This window comes from Nocardia sp. NPDC087230 (assembly GCF_044744725.1).
In the GTDB taxonomy this organism is placed as follows: Bacteria; Actinomycetota; Actinomycetes; order Mycobacteriales; family Mycobacteriaceae; genus Nocardia; species Nocardia canadensis.
The window spans coordinates 250,795-275,084 of record NZ_JBIUYV010000005.1 but is presented as its reverse complement, the minus strand read 5'-3'; the positions used below and the strand labels follow the sequence as shown (position 1 = coordinate 275,084).

Sequence of the window (24,290 nt, the reverse complement as noted above, 5' to 3'; positions counted from 1 at the left end):
TTCACACCGGTATGAACGTCGACGATGCTGCCATGGACAACACCACCGCCACACCCGTCACCGTTCTCGGACTCGGCCTGATGGGCCGCGCACTCGCCGGCGCGTTCCTCGACGCCGGCCATCCCGTCACCGTCTGGAACCGCACGAGCGCCAAGACCGAGCAGCTCGTCGCCCGCGGCGCACACCGCGCCGCGACCGTCGGCGAGGCCGTCGCCGCCGGACCCCTCACGATCGTCTGCGTCACCGACTACCGGGCCGTGCGCGCCCTGTTCGACGATGTCGCGCCCACCGGCACGACACTGCTCAACCTGACGTCGGGTGACTCGGCCCAAGCCAGGGACACCGCCCGCTGGGCCGCAGAGCACGGTGTCCGCTACCTCGACGGCGCCATCATGGCGATCCCCTCGACCATCGGCACCGCCGAGGCGGTGATCCTGGTCAGCGGAGCAGCCGAGGACGTCACCACGCACCGATCGACGCTGGAAGCACTCGGCACCGTCAGCCATCTCGGTGCCGACCACGGCCTGGCCTCCCTCTACGACGTGGCCGGTCTGGCGATGATGTGGAGCGTGCTCAACGCCTGGCTCCAAGGCACGGCGATGCTGCGGACCGCCGGGGTCGACGCGGCCACCTACGCCCCGTTCGCCCAGCAGATCGCCACCGGTGTCGCGACGTGGCTGCCCGGCTATGCCGCCCAGATCGACCGGGGCGCCTACCCCGCCGAGGTCGCCGCCCTGGAGACCGACGTGCGGTCGATGGCGCATCTGATCGAGGAGTGCGAGGCGCTGGGTGTCAACGCCGAGCTGCCGGTATTGATCAAGGCGATGGCCGATCGCGCGATCGCCGCCGGGCACGGCGGCGAACAGTATCCGGTGCTGATCGAGGAGTTCGGCAAGCCGCACCACTGATCGCTCAACGCGCGGCCAGGAGCGCGACCACCTCGTCGGCGACCTCGTCGACGCCGGGCATCGCGGCGATCTCGCTCGCGACCGATGCGGCGGTGGTCGCGAGGTCGCGGTCATCGATCAGGCTCGTGAGGTGCGCGGCCGTGATCGAGCGGGCGGCCACCGCGATCCCGGCGCCGCGGCGTCGCACCGCGGTCGCGTTCCAGGCCCGATCGCCGGGAGCGGGGGTGGCCAGCTGCGGGACACCGGCCTGGAGGGCGGCGAAGACCGAACCCGCGCCCGCGTGGTTCACCATGGCCGTGCAGTGCGGCAGGGCTTCGTGCAGGGCGATCCAGCCCGTCGTCGTGACACCAGCCGGAAGTGCGGTGGCGCGCTGGATCTTTCGATCGGGCCGGACGATGACGATCTCGGCGTCGACCTCGGGGGCCGCGCGCACGATCGCACGCACCATCGCGTCGGGGCCGTCGCCGAGCATCGTGCTGCGCGTGACCAGAATGCGGGCGCGCGTGGACGGTTCGCGCAGGAACGGAGGGGTGCGGGCCTGGGGCGGGGCGTACGGGGTGTAGCGCAGCGGACGCCCGCTGACCTCGACGATGCTCGGCGGCGCGATCGACAGGGTTCGCACGGGCGCGGGGAGATCGGCGTCGGTGAGCAGCCGCAGCAGTTCCCGGCGGATGACGGTGCCGTCGTCGAGGGCGATGTTGTGCAGGAGCGTGGGAACACCCAGCTGGGCGGCCACGATCGCGGCGGCCGAGGCGAACGGTTCGTGCACGATCAGCTCCGGCCGGAACTCACGGGCCGCCGCGAGCAAGGGCGCGAGCATCGGCCGATTGGTGACGGCGAAGACCCGTGCGCCACCCTGCGCATCGGCCATCCCCCGCGCCGACCGCACGGCCAGCAGGGGATGGGCCCCGAGCCCGCGCACCGCCGAACGGACGTAGTCGATCGGGGGAGCGACCTCGGCGACCGGAAGCTGCGTGCGCACGGCCGCGGTGGCGGCGCCTCCCGTGGCGATCATGACCCGATGTCCGCGCCGCTGCAGGCGGGCGGCCAGCGGCATCATCGGAAACAGGTGCCCGAGTAGTGGCATGGCCACGAACATCACTCGCATCAGGCCTCCGTCGCTGCCGTGGCCGCGTCGTCGGCCGTTCGAGTGCTACGAAACAGCTGCGCGGCGGGTTCATTCGGTGTCGGTGTCGACGGTCATGACCCGGCACCAGCCGGGTGGCCGCCCTCGCGCCGGGCCGCATCAGCCGAGGGTGGCCAGGAGGGCGGGCAGAGCGGTGCCGATGGGCTCGCGGATCACCTCGTCGGCGAGGTCGTCGTAGGGCGTGGGTTCGGCGTTGACGATGATCAGCCGGGCGCCGTGCTCGGCGGCCACCCCGGCCAGCGACGCGGCGGGCTGGACCTGCAAGCTCGTGCCGACCGCGATGAACACGGTGCACGCCTGGGCGATCGTCATCGCCTGCGCGAGCACCCCGGGATCGAGGGCCTGGCCGAACATGACGGTGGCCGTCTTGAGAATGCCGCCGCAGCGCAGGCAGGCCGGATCGTCCTCGCCCGCCGCGATCCGTTCGAGGGCGGACTCGGTGGTCGTGCGGTCACCGCACTCGGTGCACACCGCCGTGCGGGCGTTGCCGTGCAGTTCGACGACCTTGCGGTCGGGCAGGCCGGCGAGCTGGTGCAGGCCGTCGACGTTCTGGGTGATCACTCGCACCGCCACCCCGCTCGCCGCCAGCGCGGTCACGGCGTGGTGGGCGGCATTCGGCTCGGCCCGCCAGGCCGGGTGTTCGCCGCGCATGAGCCAGGAGCGGCGACGGATGTCGGGATCGCGCATGTAATAGTCGTAGGTGACCAGCTTCTGGGCGTCGGGATCGCGCTGCCACAGGCCCTGCGGGCCGCGATAGTCGGGGATCCCGCTGTCGGTGGAGACACCGGCGCCGGACAGGATCGCCACGAGAGGTCGGCTGGTCATGCGGTTCAGCGTAGGTCGGTCGGTCGGCGTGGTCGACGAGAATTTCCCGCCGATCTCGATGAGGGGTGCCGAATCTGGCTATTGCACGCTAAAGTCTGCCTGGATGTACACAGCGGAAGGTGGACGATGTCGTCGACAGCAGTGAAGCAGCAGGTGCTCGAACTCGGTGGAGCATTCATGATCTCGCGTGAGGCCAGGGAATTCGGGCAGGCGGTCGGGGTCCCCGGCTTCCACGGCGCCTACACCCGCGGACGCGGCGGCGTCCTCGGTGACGTCGACGCCGATGTCGTCGCCGCGGCCTTCGGCTTCTTCGAGCCCGGATGCGTCCGGGCCGCTTGGGAATCCGTGCCGCTGCCCGCCGCCGACGCGGCCGCGGCCTACCTCGCGGCCTGTCACGACTTCGGTCGGCGCAAGCTGGCCGCCTACGACGACGCCGACCGGCTCGCCGAGCTGCTCGGCCGCGTCGTCGCCGCGGCGCCGTCGACCGGGCTGCCGCTGTTCGCCGGCTGGCGCGCGATGCCGCTGCCCACCGACGGCCGCGCCGCCGCCCTGCAATTGACCCATGTGCTGCGGGAACTGCGCGGCGGCCTGCACCTGATCGCGGTGCTGGCCCAGGGGCTCACCCCGTTGCAGGCGATCCTGATCGCGGGATCCCCGGTGTCGGACGGTCCGACTCACGCGCGCATGCTCGGCTGGTCCGAACCGTTCGAGCCGATCACCGACGAGCACCGGGCCCGCTGGGATGCCGCGGAGACCTTGACCGACGAACTCGTCGCACCCTGCTTCGACGCCCTCGACGCGGCCGAACGCGACGAACTGGCCGCGTTGATGTCGGCCGCGCACACCGCCGCCTTGGTCCGTTAGGAACCGATCACGTCGCGACCGCGGCCCACGATCAGCGGGTCCGCGGTCGCGACGATCTCCGCGTCCTTGGTGTCGTACTCGAAGCGGTTGAGCACGTACCGCATCGCGTTGAGCCGGGCCCGCTTCTTGTCGTTGCTCTTGACCACGATCCACGGCGCGTGGTCGGTGTCGGTGTGCTCGAAGTTCTCTTCCTTGGCCGCCGTGTACTGCTCCCACTTGTCGAGCGAGGCCAGGTCCATCGGGGACAGCTTCCACTGCCGGACGGGGTCGACCTGGCGGATGGCGAAGCGGGTGCGCTGTTCCAGCGGCGACACCGAGAACCAGAACTTCACCAGGTCGATGCCGTCGTCGACGAGCATCTTCTCGAACAGCGGGGCCTGGCCAAGGAACCGCCGATGCTGTTCGGGCGTGCAGAAGCCCATCACCCGCTCCACACCGGCCCGGTTGTACCAGGACCGGTCGAACAGCACGATTTCCCCAGCTGCGGGCAGGTGCTCGACATACCGCTGGAAATACCACTGGGTGGATTCGCGGGCCGAGGGCTTCTCCAGCGCCACCACCCGCGCGCCGCGCGGATTCAGATGCTCCATGAACCGCTTGATGGTGCCGCCCTTGCCCGCGGCGTCACGGCCCTCGAAGACGATGACGATGCGCCGCCCGGTCGCCTTGATCCAGTTCTGCAGTTTCAGCAGCTCGATCTGCAGCAGCCGCTTGTCCAGCTCGTATTCGGTGCGCGACAGGCGTTCGTCGTAGGGGTAGCCCTCGCGCCAGGTGTCGACGATCAGCCCGCCGGGCGCGGTGAGCAGCACGGGATCGTCGTCGTCGCTGTCGTCGACGGTGAACGCCGTGGTGTCGGCGAGGTTCACAGCGGTGGCGAGATCGGCGATCTCGCTGACCTCGCGGGGGATCTGACGCGTCTCGACATCGGTCATCTCGCGGACGCTAAGCCACGAGCGTGACGGCGAGGTGAACGCGCGGTGTGGGACCGCGGCGCACCGGGTCGTGGCCGGGCCTTCGGCCCGCGTCGGTGGTGAGCGTGTCCTGGACGGAGCGACCCGCGGGTCGGGGCATACTGCGACCAGACCACACAGCGACCAGCGTGGCAGGGATGCCGCGCCGCGGAGAGGACGACGCCGATGTCCGACGGAGGTTCTTTCACCGACCAGTCCGCCGCTCCCGACGACGAGAGCGCGCCGGGCAGCCACATCATCCGGATCGCTTCCGTCGCGGCGCTGGGTGGTTTGCTGTTCGGTTTCGACAGCGCGGTGATCAACGGCGCGGTGGCGGCGATCCAGGACGAATTCGGTGTCGACGACGCCGTTCTCGGCTTCGCCGTGGCCTCGGCGCTGCTCGGTGCCGCCGCGGGCGCGATGACGGCGGGCCGCATCGCCGACCGGATCGGCCGGATCAAGGTCATGAAGATCGCGGCCGTGCTGTTCTTCCTCAGCGCGGTCCTCACCGCGCTCGCGCCCAGCGTGTGGCTCCTGGTGATCGGGCGCATCATCGGCGGCCTCGGGGTCGGCGTCGCCTCGGTCATCGCCCCCGCCTACATCGCCGAGACCTCACCGGCCCGCATCCGCGGCAGGCTCGGCTCACTGCAGCAGCTCGCAATCGTGCTCGGCATTTTCCTGGCCCTGCTCGTGGACTATGTGCTCGCCGAGATCGCCGGCGGTGCGAGTGAGACGCTGTGGCTGGGTCTCGAGGCCTGGCGGTGGATGTTCCTGTCGATGATGGTGCCCGCGGTCGTCTACGGCGTGCTGGCCTCGACGATTCCGGAGTCCCCGCGGTATCTGGTGGCCACCCATCGCATCCCCGAGGCGCGCAAGGTGCTGGCGTTGCTGTTCGGTGAGAAGAACCTCGAACTGACCATCGGCCGGATCGAGGACAGCCTCAAGGGCGATGTGAAGCCGTCGTGGAAGGACCTGCGCCGCCCGGCGGGCGGGATCTATCCGATCGTCTGGGTCGGTCTGCTGCTGTCGGTGTTCCAGCAGGCGGTCGGCATCAACGTGATCTTCTACTACTCCAACGTGCTGTGGGAGGCCGTGGGATTCGAAGAGTCCCAGTCGTTCCAGATCAGCGTGTTCACCTCGGTGGTCAACATCGCCACCACCATCGTCGCGATCATGCTCATCGACCGGATCGGGCGCAGGCCGCTGCTGCTGGTCGGTTCGATCGGCATGACGGTCACCCTGGCGACGATGGCGGTGTGCTTCGGCACCGCCGACCAGGTGCCCAACTCCGAGGGCACCCTGGAGCCGCAGCTGACCGGGGCGAGCGGGCCGATCGCGCTGGTCGCGGCGAACCTGTTCGTGGTGTTCTTCGGCATGAGCTGGGGCCCGGTGGTGTGGGTGCTGCTCGGGGAGATGTTCCCGAACCGGATCCGTGGCGCCGCACTGTCGCTGGCGGCGGCGGGGCAGTGGGCCGCGAACTGGGCGATCACCGTGTCCTTCCCGAGCCTGAAGAGTTTCTCGCTCGGCTTCGCCTACGGCATGTACGCGGCGTTCGCGCTGCTGTCGTTGGTGTTCGTGGCGCGGTTCGTGCCCGAGACCAAGGGCATGTCGCTCGAGGACATGGATGCCGCGACCGGTGTCGGACGGCCCGCGTCGGCGGGCTGATCGCTAGGGCCGCACCATCTGCCGGTAGTCGGCCGGTGTCGCGCCGACCGTCTCCCGGAACGCGCGATGGAATCCGGATTCGCTGCCGAATCCGCAGGCGGCGGCGATCGCGCCCATCGACTGGTACCGCTCGCGCTGCAGCAGTTTCTTGGCGCGATCGATGCGGATCAGCTTGATGTGGTGGGCGATCCCGCCGCCACCGACGAGGCGGTAGAGCGTGCGCCGCGAGACCCCGCACGCCGAGGCGACCGTGTCGGCGGTGAGTTCGGGATCGCAGGCGTTGGCGCGCAGGAAGTCGAAGACCTGCTGCCGCAGCACCGCGGTGATCTCCTCGGGCTCGCTCTTGCGGCGGACCGCGGTCGCCACGGCGGCACCGAACAGTCCGAGCGCGTGCGGGACCAGCGGCGCCGCCTGCGCCGGATCGGCGGCGACGAGGTCGAACAGGGCGGTGAAGCAGGAGATGACAGTCGGGGCGACGGTGCCGGGCCCGTAGGCCCTGGCGGTGAGCGAGCGGGTGTCGGCGACCGAGATCCGCCGCGTCGGCACCTGCACGACCAGTTCCTCGAAGGTGGAGGTCCAGGTCGCGGAATAGGGGCGGGTGCTGTCGAGGAAAACCAGAGTGCCGGGCTCGGCTGCGACGGTGCGGCCGTCCTGTTCGAGCACGGCGCTCCCGTCGAGGGTGATCACGCCCAGCACACAGTCCTCGGTGTCGGCGCTCAGGTCGACGTGGCGACGGCGCGCCCGCTGCGCGTCGGCGCGGACACGGGACAGGCCGACGGCGTTCTCCAAAGTGGCGTACTCGATGCGCGCGTGGTAGTCGGCGGTGGTCATCGGGTCGACCTGCATACGGAAATACATCGCGCACACGCTGTCGCGCCAGAAGTCGAAAGCCTCCCTGGGGGAGACGCTCTCGGTGCTGAGCACCAGGGGGGACAACCGGTCGGGCATCGACCCAGTATCCATCGGGCAACCCAGGTTGTCCTCGGATGTCGACGACAGCCACGACCGCGAGCGTGCCGGTTCGGCGACCACCTCCGCGACGCTCGCCCATGCGCGGCGGCCACGCGGGCTCGCCCTCACGATGGCCTGCACTCGGGCCGCTACATCGTGGCGAACGCCCTTTTCGGTGAGTGCAGATTAACTGAACGTTTGTCCAAGTTGGCTGATTGTTCATGTAAACAGCACTGTTTCGGAAACTGTGCGGCCTAGGTTCGTGTCGCACCCTCACCCGATGCCCTCGGCGGTGCGCCGAGCGCCCGCCCAGCCGGAGATCACAGCGCATGCCTCTGTCCCTGTCCCGCGTCACCGCGCCCTGCGTCGGTTCCCTCACCGCGCTCACCGTGGCCGCCGGCATTCTGCTCGCGCCCGGCACCGCACGGGCGAGCACCGAGGACACCCTCGCGGCTACCCCGATCGGTGACGCGGCGGTGCTGTGCACCACGGGCGCGCCGACATTCGACGATGTGGTCACCGCGGCCGCGTCGGTCCTGCGCGGCATGGTCGGACCCGCGCAGCTGGCCGCCTACGACCAGCAGGTCGCCGGATTCCGTGCCGAAATCGCCGCTGTGCGAGTGCATCGGGACGGGCTGCCGATGCGGCCGGAGCGGGTGGGCACCCGACTCGCCGAGCTCGACGACCCGATCGTCACCTACCTGGTCAACGGACTCGACGCGGTGCGCACCGGCCGGATCGACCAGACGATGTCGGTCTCGCAGTTGACTGTCGACGACGCGATCGAAGTGTTCATCCTCGCGACCGGCATCGTGAAGATCCCGGCCAAGCTCGCCGCCGGGATGGTCCCCACAGTGGGGATCTTCCTGAAACCGATCGTCGGCGCCGCCTTCACCGGCACCAAGGCCCTGGCCCGGGCGGTACAGAATTCGATCGACGCGGGCTGCGTGGCCCCGAACGTCTACCCGCCGCTGGACCCGGCCTCGGTCGCGATCGAACCCGTCGACGTACCGCGACCGATCGAGGACCTGGCCGCCCTGGTCATGGCCGCCGACGGCACCTGTACTCCGATCGCCGACCTGACCATCGCGGCTGTCGTCGAACGCTCGCGAACATTCCTGACCAGCGGCGCCGTACAGGTCGACAAGACCGCGGTCGACCAGGCCGCCGCGGACCTGCAGGTGTTCCTGGCGAGCAATCGGGTGGCCGAGGTGATGCTGATGCGCCGTTCCGACGAGCTCGGGCCGCTGGTGGAAGCCCTCGACCTGGGTCCGCTGACCTTCCTGGCCAACCTCGGCGCCGACGTCGCCGCGGGCACGGCCCTCGACACCGTGCCGCTGGCCCAGGTGCAGGTGGAGAACGCCTTCGACCTGGCCACCCTGACCCTCGACATCACCAGCCTGCTGTTCTCGGCCGGCACCTCCCTCGCCGGGTACGCGGGGGTCGCCGACGCGGTCCTCACGCCGCTGTCGATCGTGCAGAAGCTGGCCTTCGCGCCGACCGACTACGGCGCACCGATCGTGCGCGGCGTCATCCAGTCGATGTGCGCGGTGTAAGTTTCCAGCGATCCCAGACCAGAAGGTGAGCATCCACGTGTCGCACTCCATCCCGGGCTCCACCCCGGCCGGTATCGGCCGACGCGAAGTTCTGGCCGGCGCCGCGGGCGTCGTCGCCGGCATCACCCTCGTGGGGCTCACGCCCGCGGCGGCGGTCCCGGCCGAGGTGCCCAAGTTCGCGCCGGGCGCCGGGCGCACCGCCCGGATCCTGATCACCGGCGACGCGGGCACCGGCAGCCGCACCCAGTGGGCGGTCGCCGACGCGGCCCGCGCCTTCCACGCGCGCGAACCGTTCACGATGGCGGTCGGCCTCGGCGACAATATCTACGAGTCCGGTCCCGACGGACCCGACGACGTGCAATTCGCCACGAAGTTCGAGGATCCCAATGCGGGACTGGACTTTCCGTGGGCCATGGTCCTGGGCAACCACGACACCTCCGCGGTGTTCCCCGGCGACGGCGGCTGGCTGCTGCGCGGCAACCACGAGGTCGAATACCACGCGAGATCGCGTCGCTGGTGGATGCCGAGCCGCTATTACTCGGTGCGGGTGCCCGAGGAGAACCCGGTGGTGGAGTTCTTCGTGCTCGACGTCAACCCGCTCGCGGCCTACATCCCGCCGCTGCTCGACCCGTACTGGTCGGTGGACGGTCAGTACATGAACGAGCAGCGCGCCTGGCTGGACCGGGCGCTCGCGGAATCGACCGCGCCGTGGAAGATCGCCTGCACCCACCACCCCTACCTCAGCAACGGACCACACGGCGACGCGGGCAACTACGAGGGTCTGCCGATCGAGCCGATCAACGGCGTGCACGCCAAGCGATTCTTCGAAGACCATGTGCTGGGCAAGGTCTCGTTCCTGCTGTCCGGGCACGACCACACCCTCCAGGTGCTCGAACCGACCGCCGCGTCGAAGGGCACCCGCCAGATCGTCTCGGGCGCGGCGGGCAAGACGGCCGCCGGTCGTCCGGCGACGCCCAAGGATTCCGCGCATCCCGCGCTCTACGAGACCCAGCACGAACTGGGCTTCATGGTGATGGACCTGAGCCCCGAGAAGGTGACGCTGCGCGTGGTCACCGTCGATGCCGCCTCCGGTGTCGGCACCCAGGTGTTCGACCGTCGCCTGGCCTGAGCGCGGCCGGTCAGTGGCGTGGGCGTTGCTCGCGCCACTGCCGGGGGCTGGTGCCGTAGTGGCCGCGGAACCAGCGCGAGAAGTTGCTCACCGAGGAGAAACCGAGCAGATCGGCGACTGCGGTGAGGGAGTGGCGGCGGGTGGTGACCAGGCGTTCGGCCAGCGCGGCGCGGGTCTCGTCGACGATCGCGGTGAACGTGGTGTCGTCCTGGGCGAGCCTGCGGTGCACGGTGCGCCGGTCGACACCCAGACTGCGGGCCACCTGATCGACGGTGCAGCGTCCCGTCGGTAGCAGCAGTTCCACGAGTTCGCGGACCCGGTCGGTGACGGTGGCCTCCCGCGTCGGGGTCAGCGTGCCCACCAGCTGCTGGGTGTAGGTGCGCAGCAGCGGATCGGCCATGGCGTTCGGGGCGTCGAGATCGGTGCTGTAGGTGAGGATTCCGTCGAAATCCTGATCGAACTCCACGTGCGGACCGAACATCTTGACGTAGGTGGCGCGATCGCGCGGCGCGGGGTGGGAGAAGCAGACCTGTATCGGCCGCCACGTGGGCCCGGCGAAGCCGCGCAGCAGTCCGTGCAACACCCCGGTCGTGAGCTCGACGGCTTGGCGCACGGGCACCTGCCTGCCTACATCGACCGAGACCCGCAGCGTGGCTACGCCGTTGGCCTCGATGATCTCGGTGTGCAGCGCCTCGTTGTACATGTGCTCGTGGCGCGAGAGCAGCCGCAGCGCGCTGCGCACATCGGGCTCCTCGCGGATGACCAGGCTCAGCGGGCCGAGGTTGGCGAAGCGCCGCAGCTGCGCCAACCGCAGGCCGAAGTCTTCCCGACCGGATTCGGCGGCCGAGCGTTCCAGCAGTTCGGCCACGGCCTCGGCCGGCACCCAGCGATCCTGGGTGCCGAAACCGGCCGGGTCGAGGCCGCAGTCGCGGATCAGCCGCGCGGGCTCCAGCCCGAGCGATCGCGCCAGTTCGACGTAGTCGTTCAACGACGCGTACCGGGACAACGGCTTCACCGGACCACCTCCTCCAAGTCCCGAGATGAATAGTTTTCTGTCCCGTCAGGATAAGCATTGAGAGCCGGGCGTCCCTACTGTTATGTCCATCACACCGAAGGAGATGCAGTGGCACACGCAATTCGTTTCGCCGAGATCGGCGGCCCCGACGTCATGCGGTGGGAGACCACCGAGGTCGGCGATCCGGGGCCCGGCGAGGTCCGGCTCCGCCACGAGGCCGTGGGACTCAACTTCGCCGACACCTACTTCCGCACCGGGCTGTACCCCGCCGCCCTGCCCGCCGGACTCGGGGTCGAGGCCGCCGGCGTCATCGAGGCGGTCGGCCCCGGAGTCGCCGGGTTCGCGCCGGGGGACCGGGTCACCTACACCGGCAGCCCGCTCGGCGCCTACAGCACCGCCCGGGTCATGCCCGCCGAGCACCTGATCGCGCTGCCCGACGGCATCGCCTTCGACACCGCGGCCGCCACCACCATGCGCGGGCTCACCACGGCCTACCTGCTGCGGCGGATCCATCCGTTGCGGTCGGGCGACACCGTCCTGCTGCACGCCGCGGCGGGCGGAGTCGGCCAGCTGTTCACCCAGTGGGCCACGCTGCTCGGCGTCCAGGTGATCGGCACCGTCTCCAGCGAGGAGAAGGCGGCCGTCGCCCGCGCCAACGGCTGCGCGCACGTGGTGATCTACACCAGGGAAGACGTCGCGACCCGGGTGCGCGAGATCACCGACGGCGCGGGCGTTCCCGTGGTCTACGACAGCATCGGCAAGACCACCTACCAGTCCTCGCTGGACTCGCTGGCCCGGCGTGGCCTGCTGGTGTGCTTCGGCACCGCGTCGGGCCCGGTGCCGCCGATCGAGGCGATGCAGCTCGCCGTGAAGGGCTCGCTGTTCGTCACCCGGCCCGCCCTGGCCGACTACATCGCCGACCCGGCCGAACGCGCCGAACTCGCCGGCGAACTCTTCGACCACCTCACCGCGGGCCGCCTGCGCGTCGAGATCAACCAGCGCTACGAGCTCGCCGACGCCGTGCGGGCCCACCGCGACCTCGAAGCCGGCCGCAGCGTCGGCGCGTCGGTGTTCACGCTCTGACGCGTCCACCGGAAAGGAACCAGCCATGACCGTCCGTACCGCCCTGCACGCGGTGCCGCTGACCGCGACCATCGGTGCCGAACTGCACGGGGTGAACCTCGCCGAGGTCGCCGCCGACGATGCCCTGTTCGCCGAACTGCGCACCCTGCTGCTGCGCCACAAGGTGCTGTTCGTCCGTGACCAGGACATCACCCGGGCCGAACACGTCGCGCTCGCCGAACGTTTCGGCCCGCTCGAGGATCACCCGGTCGCCTCGGGCGACCCCGACCATCCAGGCCTGGTCCGCATCTACAAGGACCTCGACAGCCGACCCGAGCACTACGAGAACGCCTACCACTGCGATGCCACCTGGCGGGTGAATCCGCCGATGGGTGCCGTACTGCGATGTGTGGAGACGCCGCCGGTCGGCGGCGACACCATCTGGGTGAACATGGTCGAGGCCTACCGGCGGCTGCCGCAGTCGGTGCGCTCGCGGATCGCGCATCTGCGGGCCCGGCACAGCATCGAGGCGAGTTTCGGTGCGGCCATGCTCGAGGAGGACCGGCTCGCACTGCACGACCGATTCCCCGACGCCGAACATCCGGTGGTGCGTATTCACCCGGAAACCGGTGAGGAGATCCTGTTCGTCAATTCCTTTACCACTCATCTGGTGAATTTCCATACGCCGGAAAATGTGCGATTCGGCGCCGATTACGCGCCCGGCGCGAGTGAATTGCTGAACTATCTGATGCGCCAGGCGAGCATTCCGGAATATCAGGTCCGCTGGCGCTGGACCGAGAACAGCTTCGCGATCTGGGACAACCGGTCCACCCAGCACTACGCCGTCCAGGACTACTGGCCCGCGGTCCGCAAGATGGAGCGGGCGGGCATCGTCGGCGACCGTCCCTTCTGACGCCCAACTCCCTTTTCCTTTTCATCCGCGCAATTCCGATCGGAGTACCCCCATGCATTTTCACGACGACGCATTGTTCCCCGAGAACCAGGAGAAGCTGGTCATCACCGCCGCGCCGTACGGCCCGGAATGGGAACTCGATGATTTCCGCGAAGACCTTCCGCTGACGATGGACGAACACGTCCAGCAGGCCGTCGACTGCTACGAGGCCGGCGCCACCGTGCTGCACATCCACGTGCGGGAACTCGACGGCAAGGGCTCCAAGCGCCTGTCGAAGTTCAACGAACTGCTCGGCCGCCTGCGCGAGGCCGTGCCGGACATGATCCTGCAGGTGGGCGGGTCGATCTCGTTCTCGCCCGAAGGTGAGGGCGCCGACGCGCTGTGGCTGCCCGACGACGCCCGGCACATGCTGGCCGAACTCGACCCCAAGCCCGACCAGGTCACCATCGCGATCAACACCAGCCAGATGAACATCGTCGAGCTGATGACCGAGGACGACATCGCGGGCACTTCCTTCGAACGGCCCGAGGTGTACGAGGCCTACCGGGAGATGTACGTGCCCGCGGGCCCGAGCTGGGTCGCCGAGCATCTGAAGCGCTTGCAGGCCAACGGCATCCAACCGCACTTCCAGCTGTCGAGCATCCCGCAGCTGGAGACCGTCGAGCGGCTGATCCGGCGCGGCGTCTACACCGGCCCGCTCATGCTGACCTGGGTCGGCATCGGCGGCGGCTTCGACGGCCCCAACCCCTACAACATGATGGAGTTCATCCGCCGCACCCCCGACGGGGCCGTGCTCACCCTGGAGACGCTGATGCGCAGTGTCTTGCCGGTGAACACGATGGCCATCGCGATGGGCCTGCACGCCCGCTGCGGCAACGAGGACACCCTGTGGGGCCGCAAGGGCGAGAAGATGACCTCCGTCCAGCAGATCCGGCAGCTGGTCCGGATCGCCGGTGAACTCGGTCGCGAAGTCGCCACCGGCAAGGAAGCGCGCGAGATCTACAAGCTCGACGAGCGCTACGCCGACGCCGACGAGACGCTGGCCAAGATCGGGTTCGCCCCGAACCGCAAGCCGGGCCAGGTCGGGTTCACCCACCACGCCTGACCCCTTCCCGGGGAATCAGCTTCCCCGGTCTCGACAACCCGGTGGACGTCAGCGACGACGTCCACCGGTTCGCAGGAGCACTCATGGACCACACCACGACCGCCGTCGCGGCGCCGCATCGAACACCGTCCGTCTCCCGAACCTATCCGTGGCTGGTGTTCGCGCTGGCCTTCGGCCTGCTACTGGCCGACTACATGTCGCGCCAGGTGCTGAGCGCGGTCTTCCCGTTCCTGAAAGCCGAATGGGCGCTGTCGGATTCGCAGCTGGCGTCGTTGAGCAGCGTCGTCGCCCTGATGGTCGGACTGCTCACGCTCCCGCTGTCGGTGCTGGCCGACCGGTGGGGCCGGGTCAAGAGCCTGGTGCTGATGGCCCTGGTGTGGAGCGCGGCGACCCTGGTGTGCGCGCTCGCCGACAACTACCCGCAGATGCTGGCCGCCCGCTTCTTCGTCGGCGTCGGCGAGGCCGCCTACGGCAGCGTCGGTATCGCGCTGGTGCTCAGCGTGTTCGCCGCGCGCAGGCATGCGGCGCTGAGCGGGGCGTTCATGGCGGGCGGCTCGTTCGGCTCGGTGCTCGGGGTCGCCGCGGGCGGCGTCATCGCGGTGCACCTGGGCTGGCGGTGGTCGTTCGCGACCATGGCGATCTTCGGGCTGGTGCTGGCGGTGGCGTTCCGGTCGGTGGTCACCGAGGAGCGCACCGCCCGCCACACCACCGATCCCGCACCCGAGATCGCCTACCGCGCCCCCATTTCGACCCTGTTCACCAACCCGGCGGTGCTGTGCGCGTACGTCGGCAGCGGCCTGCAGATGTTCACCGCCGCCGTGCTGCTGTCGTGGATGCCGAGCTTCTTCAACCGCTACTACGGGCTGGCGCCCGATCGGGCGGCGGGACTGGCGGCGGTCATCGTGACCCTTGTCGGCACCGGCATGGTGGTGTGCGGGGTGATCACCGACCGGGTCGGTCGCGCCGATATGAGCCGCAAATGGCTCACCGCGATCGTGTTCTGCCTGATCTCGCTCGTCAGTCTCGGGCTCGGTTTCGGCCTGGACACCGGTGTGCCGCAACTGGTTCTGCTCGGCATCGGCGCGTTCTTCTCCGGCGGCTCGGCGGGCCCGACCGTGGCGATGGTCGCCAATCTCACCCATGCCTCCGTACGCGCCTCGGCGTTCGGCACCCTCACCCTGGCCAACAGTCTGCTCGGCCTGGCCCTCGGACCGTTCGTCGTCGGGGTGCTCGCCGACCACCTCGGCCTGTGGGACGCGCTGCGCGTGACACCGGTGGTGTCGGTACTCGCCGTCGCCGCCCTGCTCCTTGGCAGGCGCGTCTACCCCCTGGGGCTGCGCGCACTCGCCGCGGTGCACGCCGCGGCCCCGCACTGAATCTCGTCGAAAAGGATGACCGCACCGATGAATTCCCTTCCCACCCCGACCGTCGTGATCGTGCCCGGCCTGCGTGATCACGTCGCCGACCACTGGCAGAGCCTGCTGGCCGCGACCCTGGACAAGGTGGCCGTCGTGCCGCCGCTGGAACGCGACGGACTCAGCCTGCCCGCGCGGATCGCCGCCCTGGACGCCGTCCTCGCCGACATCGAGGGGCCCGTCGTGCTGGTCGCGCACAGCGCGGGCGTGATGATCACCGTGCACTGGGCCCAGCAGTCCACCCGGGCCGTGCGCGGCGCGCTGCTGGCGACACCGCCCGACTTCGAAACACCGCTGCCACCCGGGTATCCCAGCGCCGCCGACCTCGCCGCGCACGGCTGGACCCCGGTGCCGCGCCGCCGGCTGCCGTTCCCGACCATCGTCGCCGCGAGCAGCACCGACCCCCTGGCCACCAGCCGCCGGGTCGCCGGGATGGCCGAGGCGTGGGGCAGCAGCCTGGTCGACCTCGGCGACGTCGGGCACCTGAATCCGGCGGCAGGCTACGGTCCGTGGCCGCGCGCGCAGGAACTGCTCGACGACCTGCTCGCCATGACCGAGAGCGCGGAGCTCGCCCGATGACGACGGTGTTCGCCACTGCCGCCGAGGCGGTCGCCGATATCGGCTCCGGCGCCTCGCTGGCCGTCGGCGGATTCGGAGTGTGCGGCATCCCCGACGCACTGATCCACGCGCTGGCGGCGGGCAATGCCGCCGACCTGGAGATCTTCTCCAACAACTGCGGCACCGACGCGCACGGCCTGGGAATCCTGCTGGCGCAGAAGCGTATCCGCCGGGTCACCGCGTCCTATGTGGGCGAGAACGCCGAGTTCGCGCGCCAGTATCTGGCCGGGGAACTCGAAGTCGAACTGACGCCCCAGGGCACGCTGGCGGAGAAACTGCGGGCGGGCGGAACCGGGATTCCGGCCTTCTTCACCGCCGCGGGGGTAGGCACGCCACTGTCGGAGGGTGGACTGCCGTGGCGGTATCACCCCGACGGCTCGGTGGCGGTCGCCTCGCCGCGCAAGGAGGTCCGGACCTTCGCCGGGCGCCGATTCGTGCTCGAGGAATCGATCACCGCCGACTACGCCCTGGTGCACGCCCTGGTCGGGGACACCGCGGGAAATCTGGTGTTCAACAAGGCGGCCCGCAACTTCAACCCGCTCGCCGCGATGGCGGGGAAGGTATGCATCGCCCAGGTCGAGAACCTCGTCCCCGCCGGCACGCTCGATCCGGCGCAGGTGCACCTGCCCGGGGTCTTCGTCGACCGCATCGTGCACACCGGCCCGCAGACCAAACCGATCGAAAGGCGGACCGTCTCGTGAACCCGACCGTGACCGCCGGGTGGACGCGGACCCAGATGGCCGCCCGCGCCGCCCGCGAACTGCGACCCGGCGAGTACGTCAACCTGGGTATCGGCCTGCCCACGCTGATCCCGAACCAGCTCCCCGCCGGTGTGGCGGTGACATTGCACTCGGAGAACGGCATCCTCGGCACCGGCCCCTACCCGCACGCCGACGATATCGACGCCGACCTGATCAACGCGGGCAAGGAGACGGTCACCGTCACCGACGGCGCCGCCTTCTTCGACTCCGCGCTGAGCTTCGGCATGATCCGCGGCGGCCACATCGACACCGCCGTCCTGGGCGGCATGCAGGTCTCGGCCACCGGCGACCTCGCCAACTGGATGGTGCCAGGACAGATGGTGAAGGGCATGGGCGGCGCGATGGACCTGGTCCACGGTGCCCGCCGGGTGATCGTGCTGATGACCCACACCGACAAGTCGGGTGCGTCGAAGCTCGTGCCGCGCTGCACCCTGCCGCTCACCGGCGTCGGCGTCGTGCACCGGGTGATCACCGAACTCGCCGTCGTCGACATCGAACCCTGCGGGCTGGTGCTGCGCGAATGCGCGCCCGGTGTCAGCGAAGACCACGTCCGCGCCGTCACCGCGGCACCCCTGCACTGAAGAACGAGGAACACCATGATGAGCAAGACCCTGGCCGCCGCCGCACTCACGGTGCTCGCCGCGAGCGGCACCGCGCACGCGGAGCGCGCCGACCCCGCACCGCTCGGATTCACCGCCCACGCCACCGATTCGGCCTCGATCATCGCGATCGATTCCGGCACCCTCACCGTCGAGAACGGCACGTTGACCGCCAGGACCGACACGGGCACCGTCGTCGCCGCGACCCCGCTGCACTTCGCCGTCGACGACTTCGTCTTCCCGATCGCCGCGCACATCGACGGCCGCACCGCGACCCTGACGCCGGAGCTGGCCATGGACAAGGCGGTCTACCGGCCCGTCGCGCTGCCGTTCGAGGACAAGGCGCCGTGGAAGTCCGAATACGACCGCGAACAGGCCGCGTGGGCGCGCATGACCACAACCATCTCCACCGGCGCCGCGGTCGGCACTCTGATCGGTGGTCTCGGCGGTGCCGCCGTGGGCTGTGTCCTCGGCGGGGTCGTCGGCGCGACGGTGGCCGCGGCGACCATCATCGGGCTGTTCGGTCCGTTCCTGCCCGCGGCCGCCGTCGGCTGCCTCGGCGGCGTACTCGCGGTCGGTGCGCTCGGCACGGTGGCGGGTCAGTTGCTGGTGACCGCGCCCGTCGCGATCGGGGCCGCGATCCAGTACTTCACCACGATCACCGCGCCGTTCCCCGGCAAGTAGGGACCCCGCACGACCGCCGGGACCCGGCGGTCGTGCGTTCGGCGGCGCGCGGCCGGACAGCGGGGGATGATCGAGGCATGGGCTTCTACAGCGAGCGGATCCTGCCGCACATCGTCGACACGGTGTGCGGGGTGGCCAACAACGATCCTCTGCGCAGGCGCACCTGCGCGGGTCTGCACGGGACCGTGCTCGAAGTCGGGTTCGGGTCGGGGACCAATGTCGGGTTCTATCCGGCGGCGGTGGAGCGCGTCAGCGGGGTGGAACCCGCCGATACCGCGTGGAAGATCGCGGCGAAGCGGGTGGCGGCGAGCCGGGTGCCGATCGAGCGGGCCGGACTGGACGGACAGGCACTGCCGTTCCCGGACGCCACCTTCGATACCGCGCTCTCGACCTTCACGCTGTGCACGATTCCCGACGTCGGCGCCGCGCTGGCCGAGATCCGCCGGGTGCTCAAACCCGGCGGCACACTGCACTTCGTCGAGCACGGGCTCGCCCCCGATGCCTCGGTGCGGACCTGGCAGCACCGGCTCGACCCGATCCAGCAGCGGATCGCCGGCGGCTGCCACCTCGTGCGCGACATCCCCGCCTTGCTCACCGACGCCGGATTCGAGACCGTCGAACTCGATCGCTTCTACCAGCCGGGCGCCCCGAAAGCCTTCGCCGCCTTGTCGCTGGGTATCGCGCGCTGACCCCGCAAGACCTCGGCACGATGCGGCAGAAGGACGATCTCGCGTGAGCACACCGCGACGGTTCTGGATCGAATTCGACCGGCACGAGTCTGCGTACACACGACTCCGGGAGGGCGTCGGCGTGACCGGATTCGACGTCCCGGACTGTCTGTCGATGGTGGCGGAGCAGGTCGCGGACGGTCCGCTGCCGCCCGTCCGCCGCATCACGGCCGACATCTCCCTGGCCGAGCCGATGCGGCTGAATCGCTGTCTCGGGGTCCCGGTGTGGCGCGGGGTGTGGTATCCACCGGTGAATCTCGGAATCGGGCCGACCCGGGGCATCGACCGCCGCGGCGCGCCCACCGACTATCCGGCACCCGTCACCGACTCACGCCGGGTGCGAGCGGGTGCGACCCCGTCCACGAAGGGCACCTGGTGGGACGAGATCCCGCACATCGACGGCCTGACGTGGCCGCTGCTGACGCTGCACAGCGCCGAGTACCGCCGCGGCATGCGTGGCAGCGTCCCCACACTGCGGGCCGCTTGCGTCAGGGACCCGACCTACGGCGAACTGCTGCGTCGATCTCTCGATTACATGATCGCCTGGCGCCCGACTCCCGACGAGTGGTTCGATCCGACCGGGACCAGGTTCGCCGATCAGCGCGATCTCGACGAATACCTGTGCGCCTTCCGCGACTACCTGCTCGGTGATCGCCCGGAGCCGATCTATCCGCCCGGTAGTGAGCCACTCGCACCCGAGGAAGCGCAGCGGCGAGCCGTCCAGATCCTGTTCGGCGGTCGCCCCGAGGCAGGTTGAAATCAGCCCGAATACATGGGTGGGCGGACCGCCGTCGCGGCGATAGCGTCCCGGCATGACCAGTCAGCTCACCACGCTCAACGAGATCTCCGACACGACCGCGCAGGCGGTGGCGGCCGATCCGGCCAACGCGCGCTTCGTCTTCCGGGCGGCAGGCACCACCGAGGGCACGGTGGGCAGTGTCGTCACCGCACGCTCGCACCGCGTGGCCGTCGACGAACCACCCGCCCTCGGTGGCGCCGATGCCGCCGCCAATCCGGTCGAGGTGTATCTCGCGGCCCTGATCTCCTGCCAGGTGGTCACCTACCGATTCTGGGCGCAACGGCTCGGCATCACCGTCGACGACCTTGCGATCACCGCCGAGGGCGATCTGGACGTGCGCGGCTTCTTCGGCATCGACGACACCGTGCGCCCCGGCTTCCAGGCGGTGCGGGTGAACGTGCGGATCACCGGCCCCGAGTCCGCGCAGCGCTACGCGGAACTGCAGCAGGCCGTCGACGCGCACTGCCCGGTGCTCGACCTGTCGACCGGTGCCACCCCGGTGAGCACCACACTCGACGTCGGCTGAGCGGGAATCCGTTCCAGCACACCACCGGCGAACACGTCGTAAAGCGGCAGCGTCTCCAGGTGGACGTAGCCGATGTGGCAGTCGCACACCGACAGCGGGCACGGGCGCGGGGTCAGCGCCGCACGGTAGGAGCCGTCGTAGAGGTTGCCCAGAGGCGTGCGCACGAAGTGGCAGCGGCGGACCTCGCCGTCACCGTCGACCGAGATCACCGACGCCCCGGTGCGGCACGGTGCTCCGGCCGAGCGGTGCGGGTGCCTGCTGAAGGGGAACAGCGCGTCGATCGCGGTCCAGCACGCGGCCTCGTCGTCGGTGTAGGTGTGGCCCTCGGCGGCGTTGATCCACAGGTACACGTGGTCGGGCAGGTCGGCGCGCAGCCTGCGGGCGTGGTCGAGATGGTCGGGCAGGCCGACGATGCCGACGCTGAACCGGATGCCTGCCTCGGCCAGCCGTTCAACCTTGTCGAGGAATCGGCGATACGGCGTCTGGCCGGGATGGTAGGTGCACCAGAGGGCGAGGGTGTCGCGGTCCGCGTCGGCGGTCCAGTCGATCCGGCCACTCAGGTTGGTCTGGATGGCGACCCGATCGATGTGCGGGCGGTGCGACAACTCGATCAGTGCCGTCCGGTACCACGACCGCACCAGGCCTTCGCCCCATGGCGTGAACAGCACCGACAGCCGGTCCTCGGTCTGGGCGTGCGCCCAGTCGGTGAAGCGGCGCAGCGCGGCTCGGTCGGTGCGCAACTGGTCGGTGGAGTCGCGGCGCTTGGCGAACGGGCAGTACGGGCAGTCGTAGTCGCAGGAGGCCAGCGGCCCCCGATACAGCAGGGTCAGGTCCATGGTCAGCGCAGCTCGTAGGCGGCCATGGCGGCGCGCACGGCGGGGGAGAAGAACTCGGGGCCGATCGCGTCGGAGTACGCCAGGCCCTGCGGCGACAGACGCAGCAGATCGGTGCCGGTGTCGGCCAGCCAGCCGCGCTCGGCCAAGGTGTGCAGTTCGGCGCCGAAGTCGTCCCAGGGATCGGTGCCGAAGCGGGCGCGGTAGTCGGTGAGGAGAAGTCCGTCGGCTTGCAACAGCGACTGGAGCAGGTGCCTGCGGGCGGCTTCGTCGGCGTCGATCACCCGGCCGTGCAGGGCCGACGTGAAATCTGTGGTCGCGATGTAGGTGTCGATGATGCCGCGTACCTCGCGCAGGTCGACGGCGTAGTCGAACGAGTAGTGCAGCGTGCTCGTGTAGGAGCGGGCGCCGCAGCCGAGCCCGATCATGCCGTCGGTCTGGCAGGCGTAGTCGTCGGGGCCCTGGGGTGGGGCGTCGGCGCGGCGGAACATCCGCATCGACACCTGCTCGTAGCCGGCGGCGAGCAGATGGTCGCGCCCGTACGCGTACAGCGCGAGGCGATCGCGGTCCCAGTCCTGTTCGGCGACAGCGGGATCGGCGTGCCTGGCCAGACCGGTCAGCGGCCGCACATACAGCGGGTAGAGGTAGATCTCTTCTGGCCGCCAGGCCAGGGCCGCGTCCAGCGAGACGCGCCAGCTCGCGGCGGTCTGGCCGTCGATGCCGTAGATCAGGTCGATATTGAGCACGGGGATGCCCGCGTCCCGGATCCGGCCCAGGGCCGCTTCGACCTCGGCGCGACGTTGTGGCCGCACCGCCGCCTTGGCCTCGTCGTCGAGAAAGCTCTGCACGCCCAGACTCAATCGGGTCGCCCCGCGCTCGGCCAGCACCGACAGCCGGTCGGCGGTGGCGGTGGACGGCGAGGCCTCCACCGACAGCGGGATCGCGCGCAGGTCGGCGCCCATGATCGCCTCGGCGATATCGCAGAGTCTGGTCAGCTCGTCGGCGGTGAGGAAGGTCGGGGTGCCGCCGCCGAAGGCCGCGTTGGCGAAGCGCGGTCGTTCGGCATCGCCGAGACCGTCCCGGACCGCGCTCGCCTGGCGGGCGAGCGCGTCGAGATAGCGGCCGGTGAGACCCTCCGGTGCGCCGACCCGCGTGAACAGATTGCAGAAACCGCAGCGCACCTCACAGAACGGGATGTGCAGATACAGCGACAGCGCCGACCGGGCTTCACCGGCCCACACCCGCGCCAGCGGTGGCCGGTCCGGCAGCGGCCGATAGGCCGTCTTGTGCGGGTAGGCGTAGACGTAGTTCTGGTAGGGGCGCGGTAGCGCGGTATCGATCATGCGTCGGGCTCCAGGAAGAAGTGGCTGTAGGGGACCGTCCACACCGATTCGTGGCCGAGCCGGTGGCCGGTGTACCCGTCGTCGCCGTAGGCGGTGCCGTGATCGGAGCACACGATCGCGAAACACCGTCGGCGCGACCGCATCGCGTCGAACAGCCTGCCGACATGGGCGTCGATGTATTCCAGTGCCGCCGCGTGGGTGTCGCGGCTGTCTCCCGCCGCGCGGGTCGCGCCCGGCAGGTGGAACCAGTTGGGCTGGTGCAGGGCCGAGGCGTTGAGGAACAGGAACAGCCGCTGGTCGGCGGGCACGGCCGCGACGACACGTTCGGCGCAGGCCACCTGCGCCTCGAACGAGGTCGGCGACGCCACCGAGAACTCCGGCGCCCAATGGCTTTCGGTGAACAGCCCGGGCAGCACGCTGCCCAGCGCCCCCTGCTTGTTGAAGAAGCCGACACCACCGATGCACACGGTGTGGTAGCCGCGCGCCGTCAGAGCCGTCACCAGATCGGGCTCCTCGAAGACGAAGGTGCCCTCGGCGGTGGTCTCGCTCCCCGCGAACCGAGCCGCGAACAGGCGCGGATGCGGACCCGGCGCGGCCGGGGTCGGCAGGAAGCCGGCGAACATCGCGTGGTGCGAGGCGTAGGTGAAACTGCCCGGCGCGTGGCGCTTTTCCCAGCGGCCCTGCGGCAGGTGTGCGGCCAGGGTGGGCAGTCTGCCCGCGGCCGCGAGTTCGGTCGCGACGTCGTAGCGCAGCGTGTCGAGCGTGAGCAGCAACAGGTCGTCGCGGCCGACGACCTCGGTCATATCGGGACGCGACCCGGTCGAGAAGGTCATCGGGAGGCTCCGATCGCGGCCGCGGCGGTGAGCTGTGCGGTGTAGGTGTCCATCCCCTCGGCCGGTGTTCCCGGCAGGCCGGTCAGCCCGGGGAGCAGGTCACCGAAGGCGTTGACCTCGCCGACGGTGAACCGTCGCCAGTGCGCGCCGGGCAGGAGATCGACACCGACGCACAGGGTCGCCGGGAAGCAGGCGGCGGCGCGTTCGCAGATGTCCATCGCCTCGGCCCACCGGTCACCCATCGCTGCACGGACGTGGGCCAGATCCCCGCGCGCACCGCCGAGGTGCAGGTTGGTCAGGGGGCCACGGCTGGTGCGGACGACGACGTGGGTCGCCCGGCCCGCGATCACCACGACCCGCAGGTCCGCGCAGCGGCCACCGGTGGTGGCCTTGGGGATCCAGCGTTCGACATGCAGGCCGTCGGGCGCGAGCCGGTCGACGATCGCGGCGATCTCGCGTTCGTCGCGGTACCGGCGCACCCGCAAGGAGTTGTGCAGGGTGCCTTCGGCGCTGATTTCGACCGAGGTCGTCGCCTGCCAGCGACCCGACGCGGTGGATTCGATCGCCAGCACCCCTGACGCCGACGAACCGTGCGCGAGCTTCACGAACACCCGCGCCATGCCCGCCGCCCGCATCTGCGCTCGCACGTCGACCCAGCCGTGGAGCGGGCCCGTGACCGGTGACGGCGGGACCGGCACCCCGGCCGCGGTGAGGTGGCCATGGCAGCGCCGTTTGTCGAACAACACCGCGAGATCGGCCGGATCGTCGAGCCGGTGCCCGCCGCGCAGCGACCCCACCGCCGCGAGAAAGCCCGCGTACCACCGGGCCGAACCCTCCACGCGGGTCGGATCATTCACCCCACGCAACAGTGCATCGACTGCAAGATTCTCACCGGGGGAATCCAGCCGGACGAGCTCGTCGGCGGCGAGATCATGGCCGCCCTCGGTCAGCACCGACAGCCATTCCACCACCCGCGGTGCCGGAAACCCGGCCGCGCGGGCCGCGTCGGTGCACAGCCGGACCCGCCGGTTCTCGGCGTTGCCGACCACCACCCAGCGCAC

At 70.1% G+C, this 24,290-nt stretch carries 25 protein-coding genes; 16 read left to right on the top strand and 9 right to left on the bottom strand.

Features of this window, described 5'->3' with window-relative positions:
• The first annotated feature begins 32 nt into the window (after positions 1 to 32).
• Entirely contained in the window at positions 33 to 908 is an 876-nt protein-coding gene (locus ACIO52_RS19475; RefSeq protein ID WP_218720295.1) for an NAD(P)-dependent oxidoreductase, read from the top strand.
• A gap of 4 nt (positions 909 to 912) precedes the next feature.
• On the opposite strand, the gene ACIO52_RS19470 is transcribed toward ACIO52_RS19475, so the two are convergent.
• Both ACIO52_RS19470 and ACIO52_RS19465 read right to left on the bottom strand, forming a co-directional pair.
• Complete coding sequence (locus ACIO52_RS19470; RefSeq protein WP_402645531.1) at positions 913 to 2,016, bottom strand: glycosyltransferase; 1,104 nt, start codon at positions 2,014 to 2,016, stop codon at positions 913 to 915.
• A 138-nt stretch (positions 2,017 to 2,154) separates the two neighbouring features.
• Positions 2,155 to 2,880: a Sir2 family NAD-dependent protein deacetylase gene (locus tag ACIO52_RS19465; RefSeq protein WP_255588267.1), complete on the bottom strand. Its 726-nt coding sequence runs from the start codon at positions 2,878 to 2,880 to the stop codon at positions 2,155 to 2,157.
• Positions 2,881 to 3,006: 126 nt separating this feature from the next.
• On the opposite strand from ACIO52_RS19465, the gene ACIO52_RS19460 reads away from it, so the two are divergent.
• On the top strand, positions 3,007 to 3,744 hold the full coding sequence (locus ACIO52_RS19460) for an SCO6745 family protein (protein ID WP_218720292.1): 738 nt from the start codon (positions 3,007 to 3,009) through the stop codon (positions 3,742 to 3,744).
• Here the strand turns inward: ACIO52_RS19460 and ppk2 are convergent.
• The gene (ppk2, locus tag ACIO52_RS19455; RefSeq protein ID WP_218720290.1) at positions 3,741 to 4,676 is read right to left on the bottom strand and encodes a polyphosphate kinase 2; all 936 of its coding nucleotides are present in this window, start codon (positions 4,674 to 4,676) and stop codon (positions 3,741 to 3,743) included. The two genes, ACIO52_RS19460 and ppk2, sit on opposite strands and share 4 nt — an antisense overlap.
• 204 nt (positions 4,677 to 4,880) lie before the next feature.
• On the opposite strand from ppk2, the gene ACIO52_RS19450 reads away from it, so the two are divergent.
• Entirely contained in the window at positions 4,881 to 6,359 is a 1,479-nt protein-coding gene (locus ACIO52_RS19450; protein WP_218720288.1) for a sugar porter family MFS transporter, read from the top strand.
• A gap of 3 nt (positions 6,360 to 6,362) precedes the next feature.
• Here ACIO52_RS19450 and ACIO52_RS19445 read toward each other — a convergent pair whose 3' ends face one another.
• The gene (locus ACIO52_RS19445) at positions 6,363 to 7,307 is read right to left on the bottom strand and encodes an AraC family transcriptional regulator (RefSeq protein ID WP_402645527.1); all 945 of its coding nucleotides are present in this window, start codon (positions 7,305 to 7,307) and stop codon (positions 6,363 to 6,365) included.
• A gap of 332 nt (positions 7,308 to 7,639) precedes the next feature.
• Between ACIO52_RS19445 and ACIO52_RS19440 the strand changes: the two genes are divergently transcribed.
• Both ACIO52_RS19440 and ACIO52_RS19435 read left to right on the top strand, forming a co-directional pair.
• Positions 7,640 to 8,866, top strand: coding sequence for a hypothetical protein (locus ACIO52_RS19440; RefSeq protein WP_402645524.1), 1,227 nt, complete (start codon positions 7,640 to 7,642; stop codon positions 8,864 to 8,866).
• 37 nt (positions 8,867 to 8,903) lie between these two features.
• Entirely contained in the window at positions 8,904 to 9,995 is a 1,092-nt protein-coding gene (locus ACIO52_RS19435; protein WP_316574848.1) for a metallophosphoesterase, read from the top strand.
• A gap of 10 nt (positions 9,996 to 10,005) precedes the next feature.
• Here the strand turns inward: ACIO52_RS19435 and ACIO52_RS19430 are convergent, their stop codons facing one another.
• A complete protein-coding gene (locus tag ACIO52_RS19430) occupies positions 10,006 to 11,010 on the bottom strand; it encodes an AraC family transcriptional regulator (RefSeq protein WP_316574847.1) in 1,005 nt (334 codons plus the stop codon).
• 108 nt (positions 11,011 to 11,118) lie between these two features.
• Here ACIO52_RS19430 and ACIO52_RS19425 point away from each other — a divergent pair, with 108 nt between their 5' ends.
• From ACIO52_RS19425 to ACIO52_RS19375, 11 genes are all read left to right on the top strand, one after another.
• Positions 11,119 to 12,093 carry a quinone oxidoreductase family protein gene (locus ACIO52_RS19425; RefSeq protein WP_402645519.1) on the top strand — a complete coding sequence of 325 codons (975 nt, stop codon included), beginning with the start codon at positions 11,119 to 11,121 and terminating at the stop codon, positions 12,091 to 12,093.
• 25 nt (positions 12,094 to 12,118) lie between these two features.
• A complete protein-coding gene (locus ACIO52_RS19420; RefSeq protein ID WP_402645516.1) occupies positions 12,119 to 12,985 on the top strand; it encodes a TauD/TfdA dioxygenase family protein in 867 nt (288 codons plus the stop codon).
• 52 nt (positions 12,986 to 13,037) lie between these two features.
• Positions 13,038 to 14,090 carry a 3-keto-5-aminohexanoate cleavage protein gene (locus tag ACIO52_RS19415; protein ID WP_218720279.1) on the top strand — a complete coding sequence of 351 codons (1,053 nt, stop codon included), beginning with the start codon at positions 13,038 to 13,040 and terminating at the stop codon, positions 14,088 to 14,090.
• Positions 14,091 to 14,173: 83 nt separating this feature from the next.
• Positions 14,174 to 15,466, top strand: a complete 1,293-nt coding sequence (locus ACIO52_RS19410; RefSeq protein ID WP_402645513.1) for an MFS transporter — start codon at positions 14,174 to 14,176, stop codon at positions 15,464 to 15,466.
• Positions 15,467 to 15,493: 27 nt separating this feature from the next.
• Complete coding sequence (locus ACIO52_RS19405) at positions 15,494 to 16,084, top strand: RBBP9/YdeN family alpha/beta hydrolase (RefSeq protein ID WP_374104896.1); 591 nt, start codon at positions 15,494 to 15,496, stop codon at positions 16,082 to 16,084.
• The gene (locus tag ACIO52_RS19400; protein ID WP_316574843.1) at positions 16,081 to 16,824 is read left to right on the top strand and encodes a CoA transferase subunit A; all 744 of its coding nucleotides are present in this window, start codon (positions 16,081 to 16,083) and stop codon (positions 16,822 to 16,824) included. The genes ACIO52_RS19405 and ACIO52_RS19400 overlap by 4 nt, the downstream gene beginning before the upstream one ends.
• Complete coding sequence (locus ACIO52_RS19395; protein ID WP_308248597.1) at positions 16,821 to 17,465, top strand: 3-oxoacid CoA-transferase subunit B; 645 nt, start codon at positions 16,821 to 16,823, stop codon at positions 17,463 to 17,465. Before ACIO52_RS19400 ends, ACIO52_RS19395 begins: the two co-directional genes overlap by 4 nt.
• Before the next feature lie 18 nt (positions 17,466 to 17,483).
• Positions 17,484 to 18,167: a hypothetical protein gene (locus ACIO52_RS19390; RefSeq protein WP_374104895.1), complete on the top strand. Its 684-nt coding sequence runs from the start codon at positions 17,484 to 17,486 to the stop codon at positions 18,165 to 18,167.
• A 77-nt stretch (positions 18,168 to 18,244) separates the two neighbouring features.
• Positions 18,245 to 18,856, top strand: coding sequence for a class I SAM-dependent methyltransferase (locus ACIO52_RS19385; RefSeq protein WP_218720272.1), 612 nt, complete (start codon positions 18,245 to 18,247; stop codon positions 18,854 to 18,856).
• A gap of 43 nt (positions 18,857 to 18,899) precedes the next feature.
• On the top strand, positions 18,900 to 19,652 hold the full coding sequence (locus ACIO52_RS19380) for a hypothetical protein (protein WP_342799844.1): 753 nt from the start codon (positions 18,900 to 18,902) through the stop codon (positions 19,650 to 19,652).
• Positions 19,653 to 19,707: 55 nt separating this feature from the next.
• On the top strand, positions 19,708 to 20,220 hold the full coding sequence (locus ACIO52_RS19375; protein WP_218720269.1) for an OsmC family protein: 513 nt from the start codon (positions 19,708 to 19,710) through the stop codon (positions 20,218 to 20,220).
• Here ACIO52_RS19375 and ACIO52_RS19370 read toward each other — a convergent pair.
• From ACIO52_RS19370 to ACIO52_RS19355, 4 genes are read right to left on the bottom strand one after another with little or no spacing between them, the layout of a single operon-like run.
• Positions 20,124 to 21,056, bottom strand: coding sequence for an STM4011 family radical SAM protein (locus ACIO52_RS19370; RefSeq protein ID WP_402645505.1), 933 nt, complete (start codon positions 21,054 to 21,056; stop codon positions 20,124 to 20,126). The two genes, ACIO52_RS19375 and ACIO52_RS19370, sit on opposite strands and share 97 nt — an antisense overlap.
• A 2-nt stretch (positions 21,057 to 21,058) precedes the next feature.
• Complete coding sequence (locus ACIO52_RS19365; protein ID WP_316574838.1) at positions 21,059 to 22,396, bottom strand: STM4012 family radical SAM protein; 1,338 nt, start codon at positions 22,394 to 22,396, stop codon at positions 21,059 to 21,061.
• Positions 22,393 to 23,229 carry an STM4013/SEN3800 family hydrolase gene (locus tag ACIO52_RS19360; RefSeq protein ID WP_255588264.1) on the bottom strand — a complete coding sequence of 279 codons (837 nt, stop codon included), beginning with the start codon at positions 23,227 to 23,229 and terminating at the stop codon, positions 22,393 to 22,395. Before ACIO52_RS19360 ends, ACIO52_RS19365 begins: the two co-directional genes overlap by 4 nt.
• Positions 23,226 to 24,290 carry an STM4014 family protein gene (locus ACIO52_RS19355; RefSeq protein ID WP_402645502.1) on the bottom strand — a complete coding sequence of 355 codons (1,065 nt, stop codon included), beginning with the start codon at positions 24,288 to 24,290 and terminating at the stop codon, positions 23,226 to 23,228. Before ACIO52_RS19355 ends, ACIO52_RS19360 begins: the two co-directional genes overlap by 4 nt.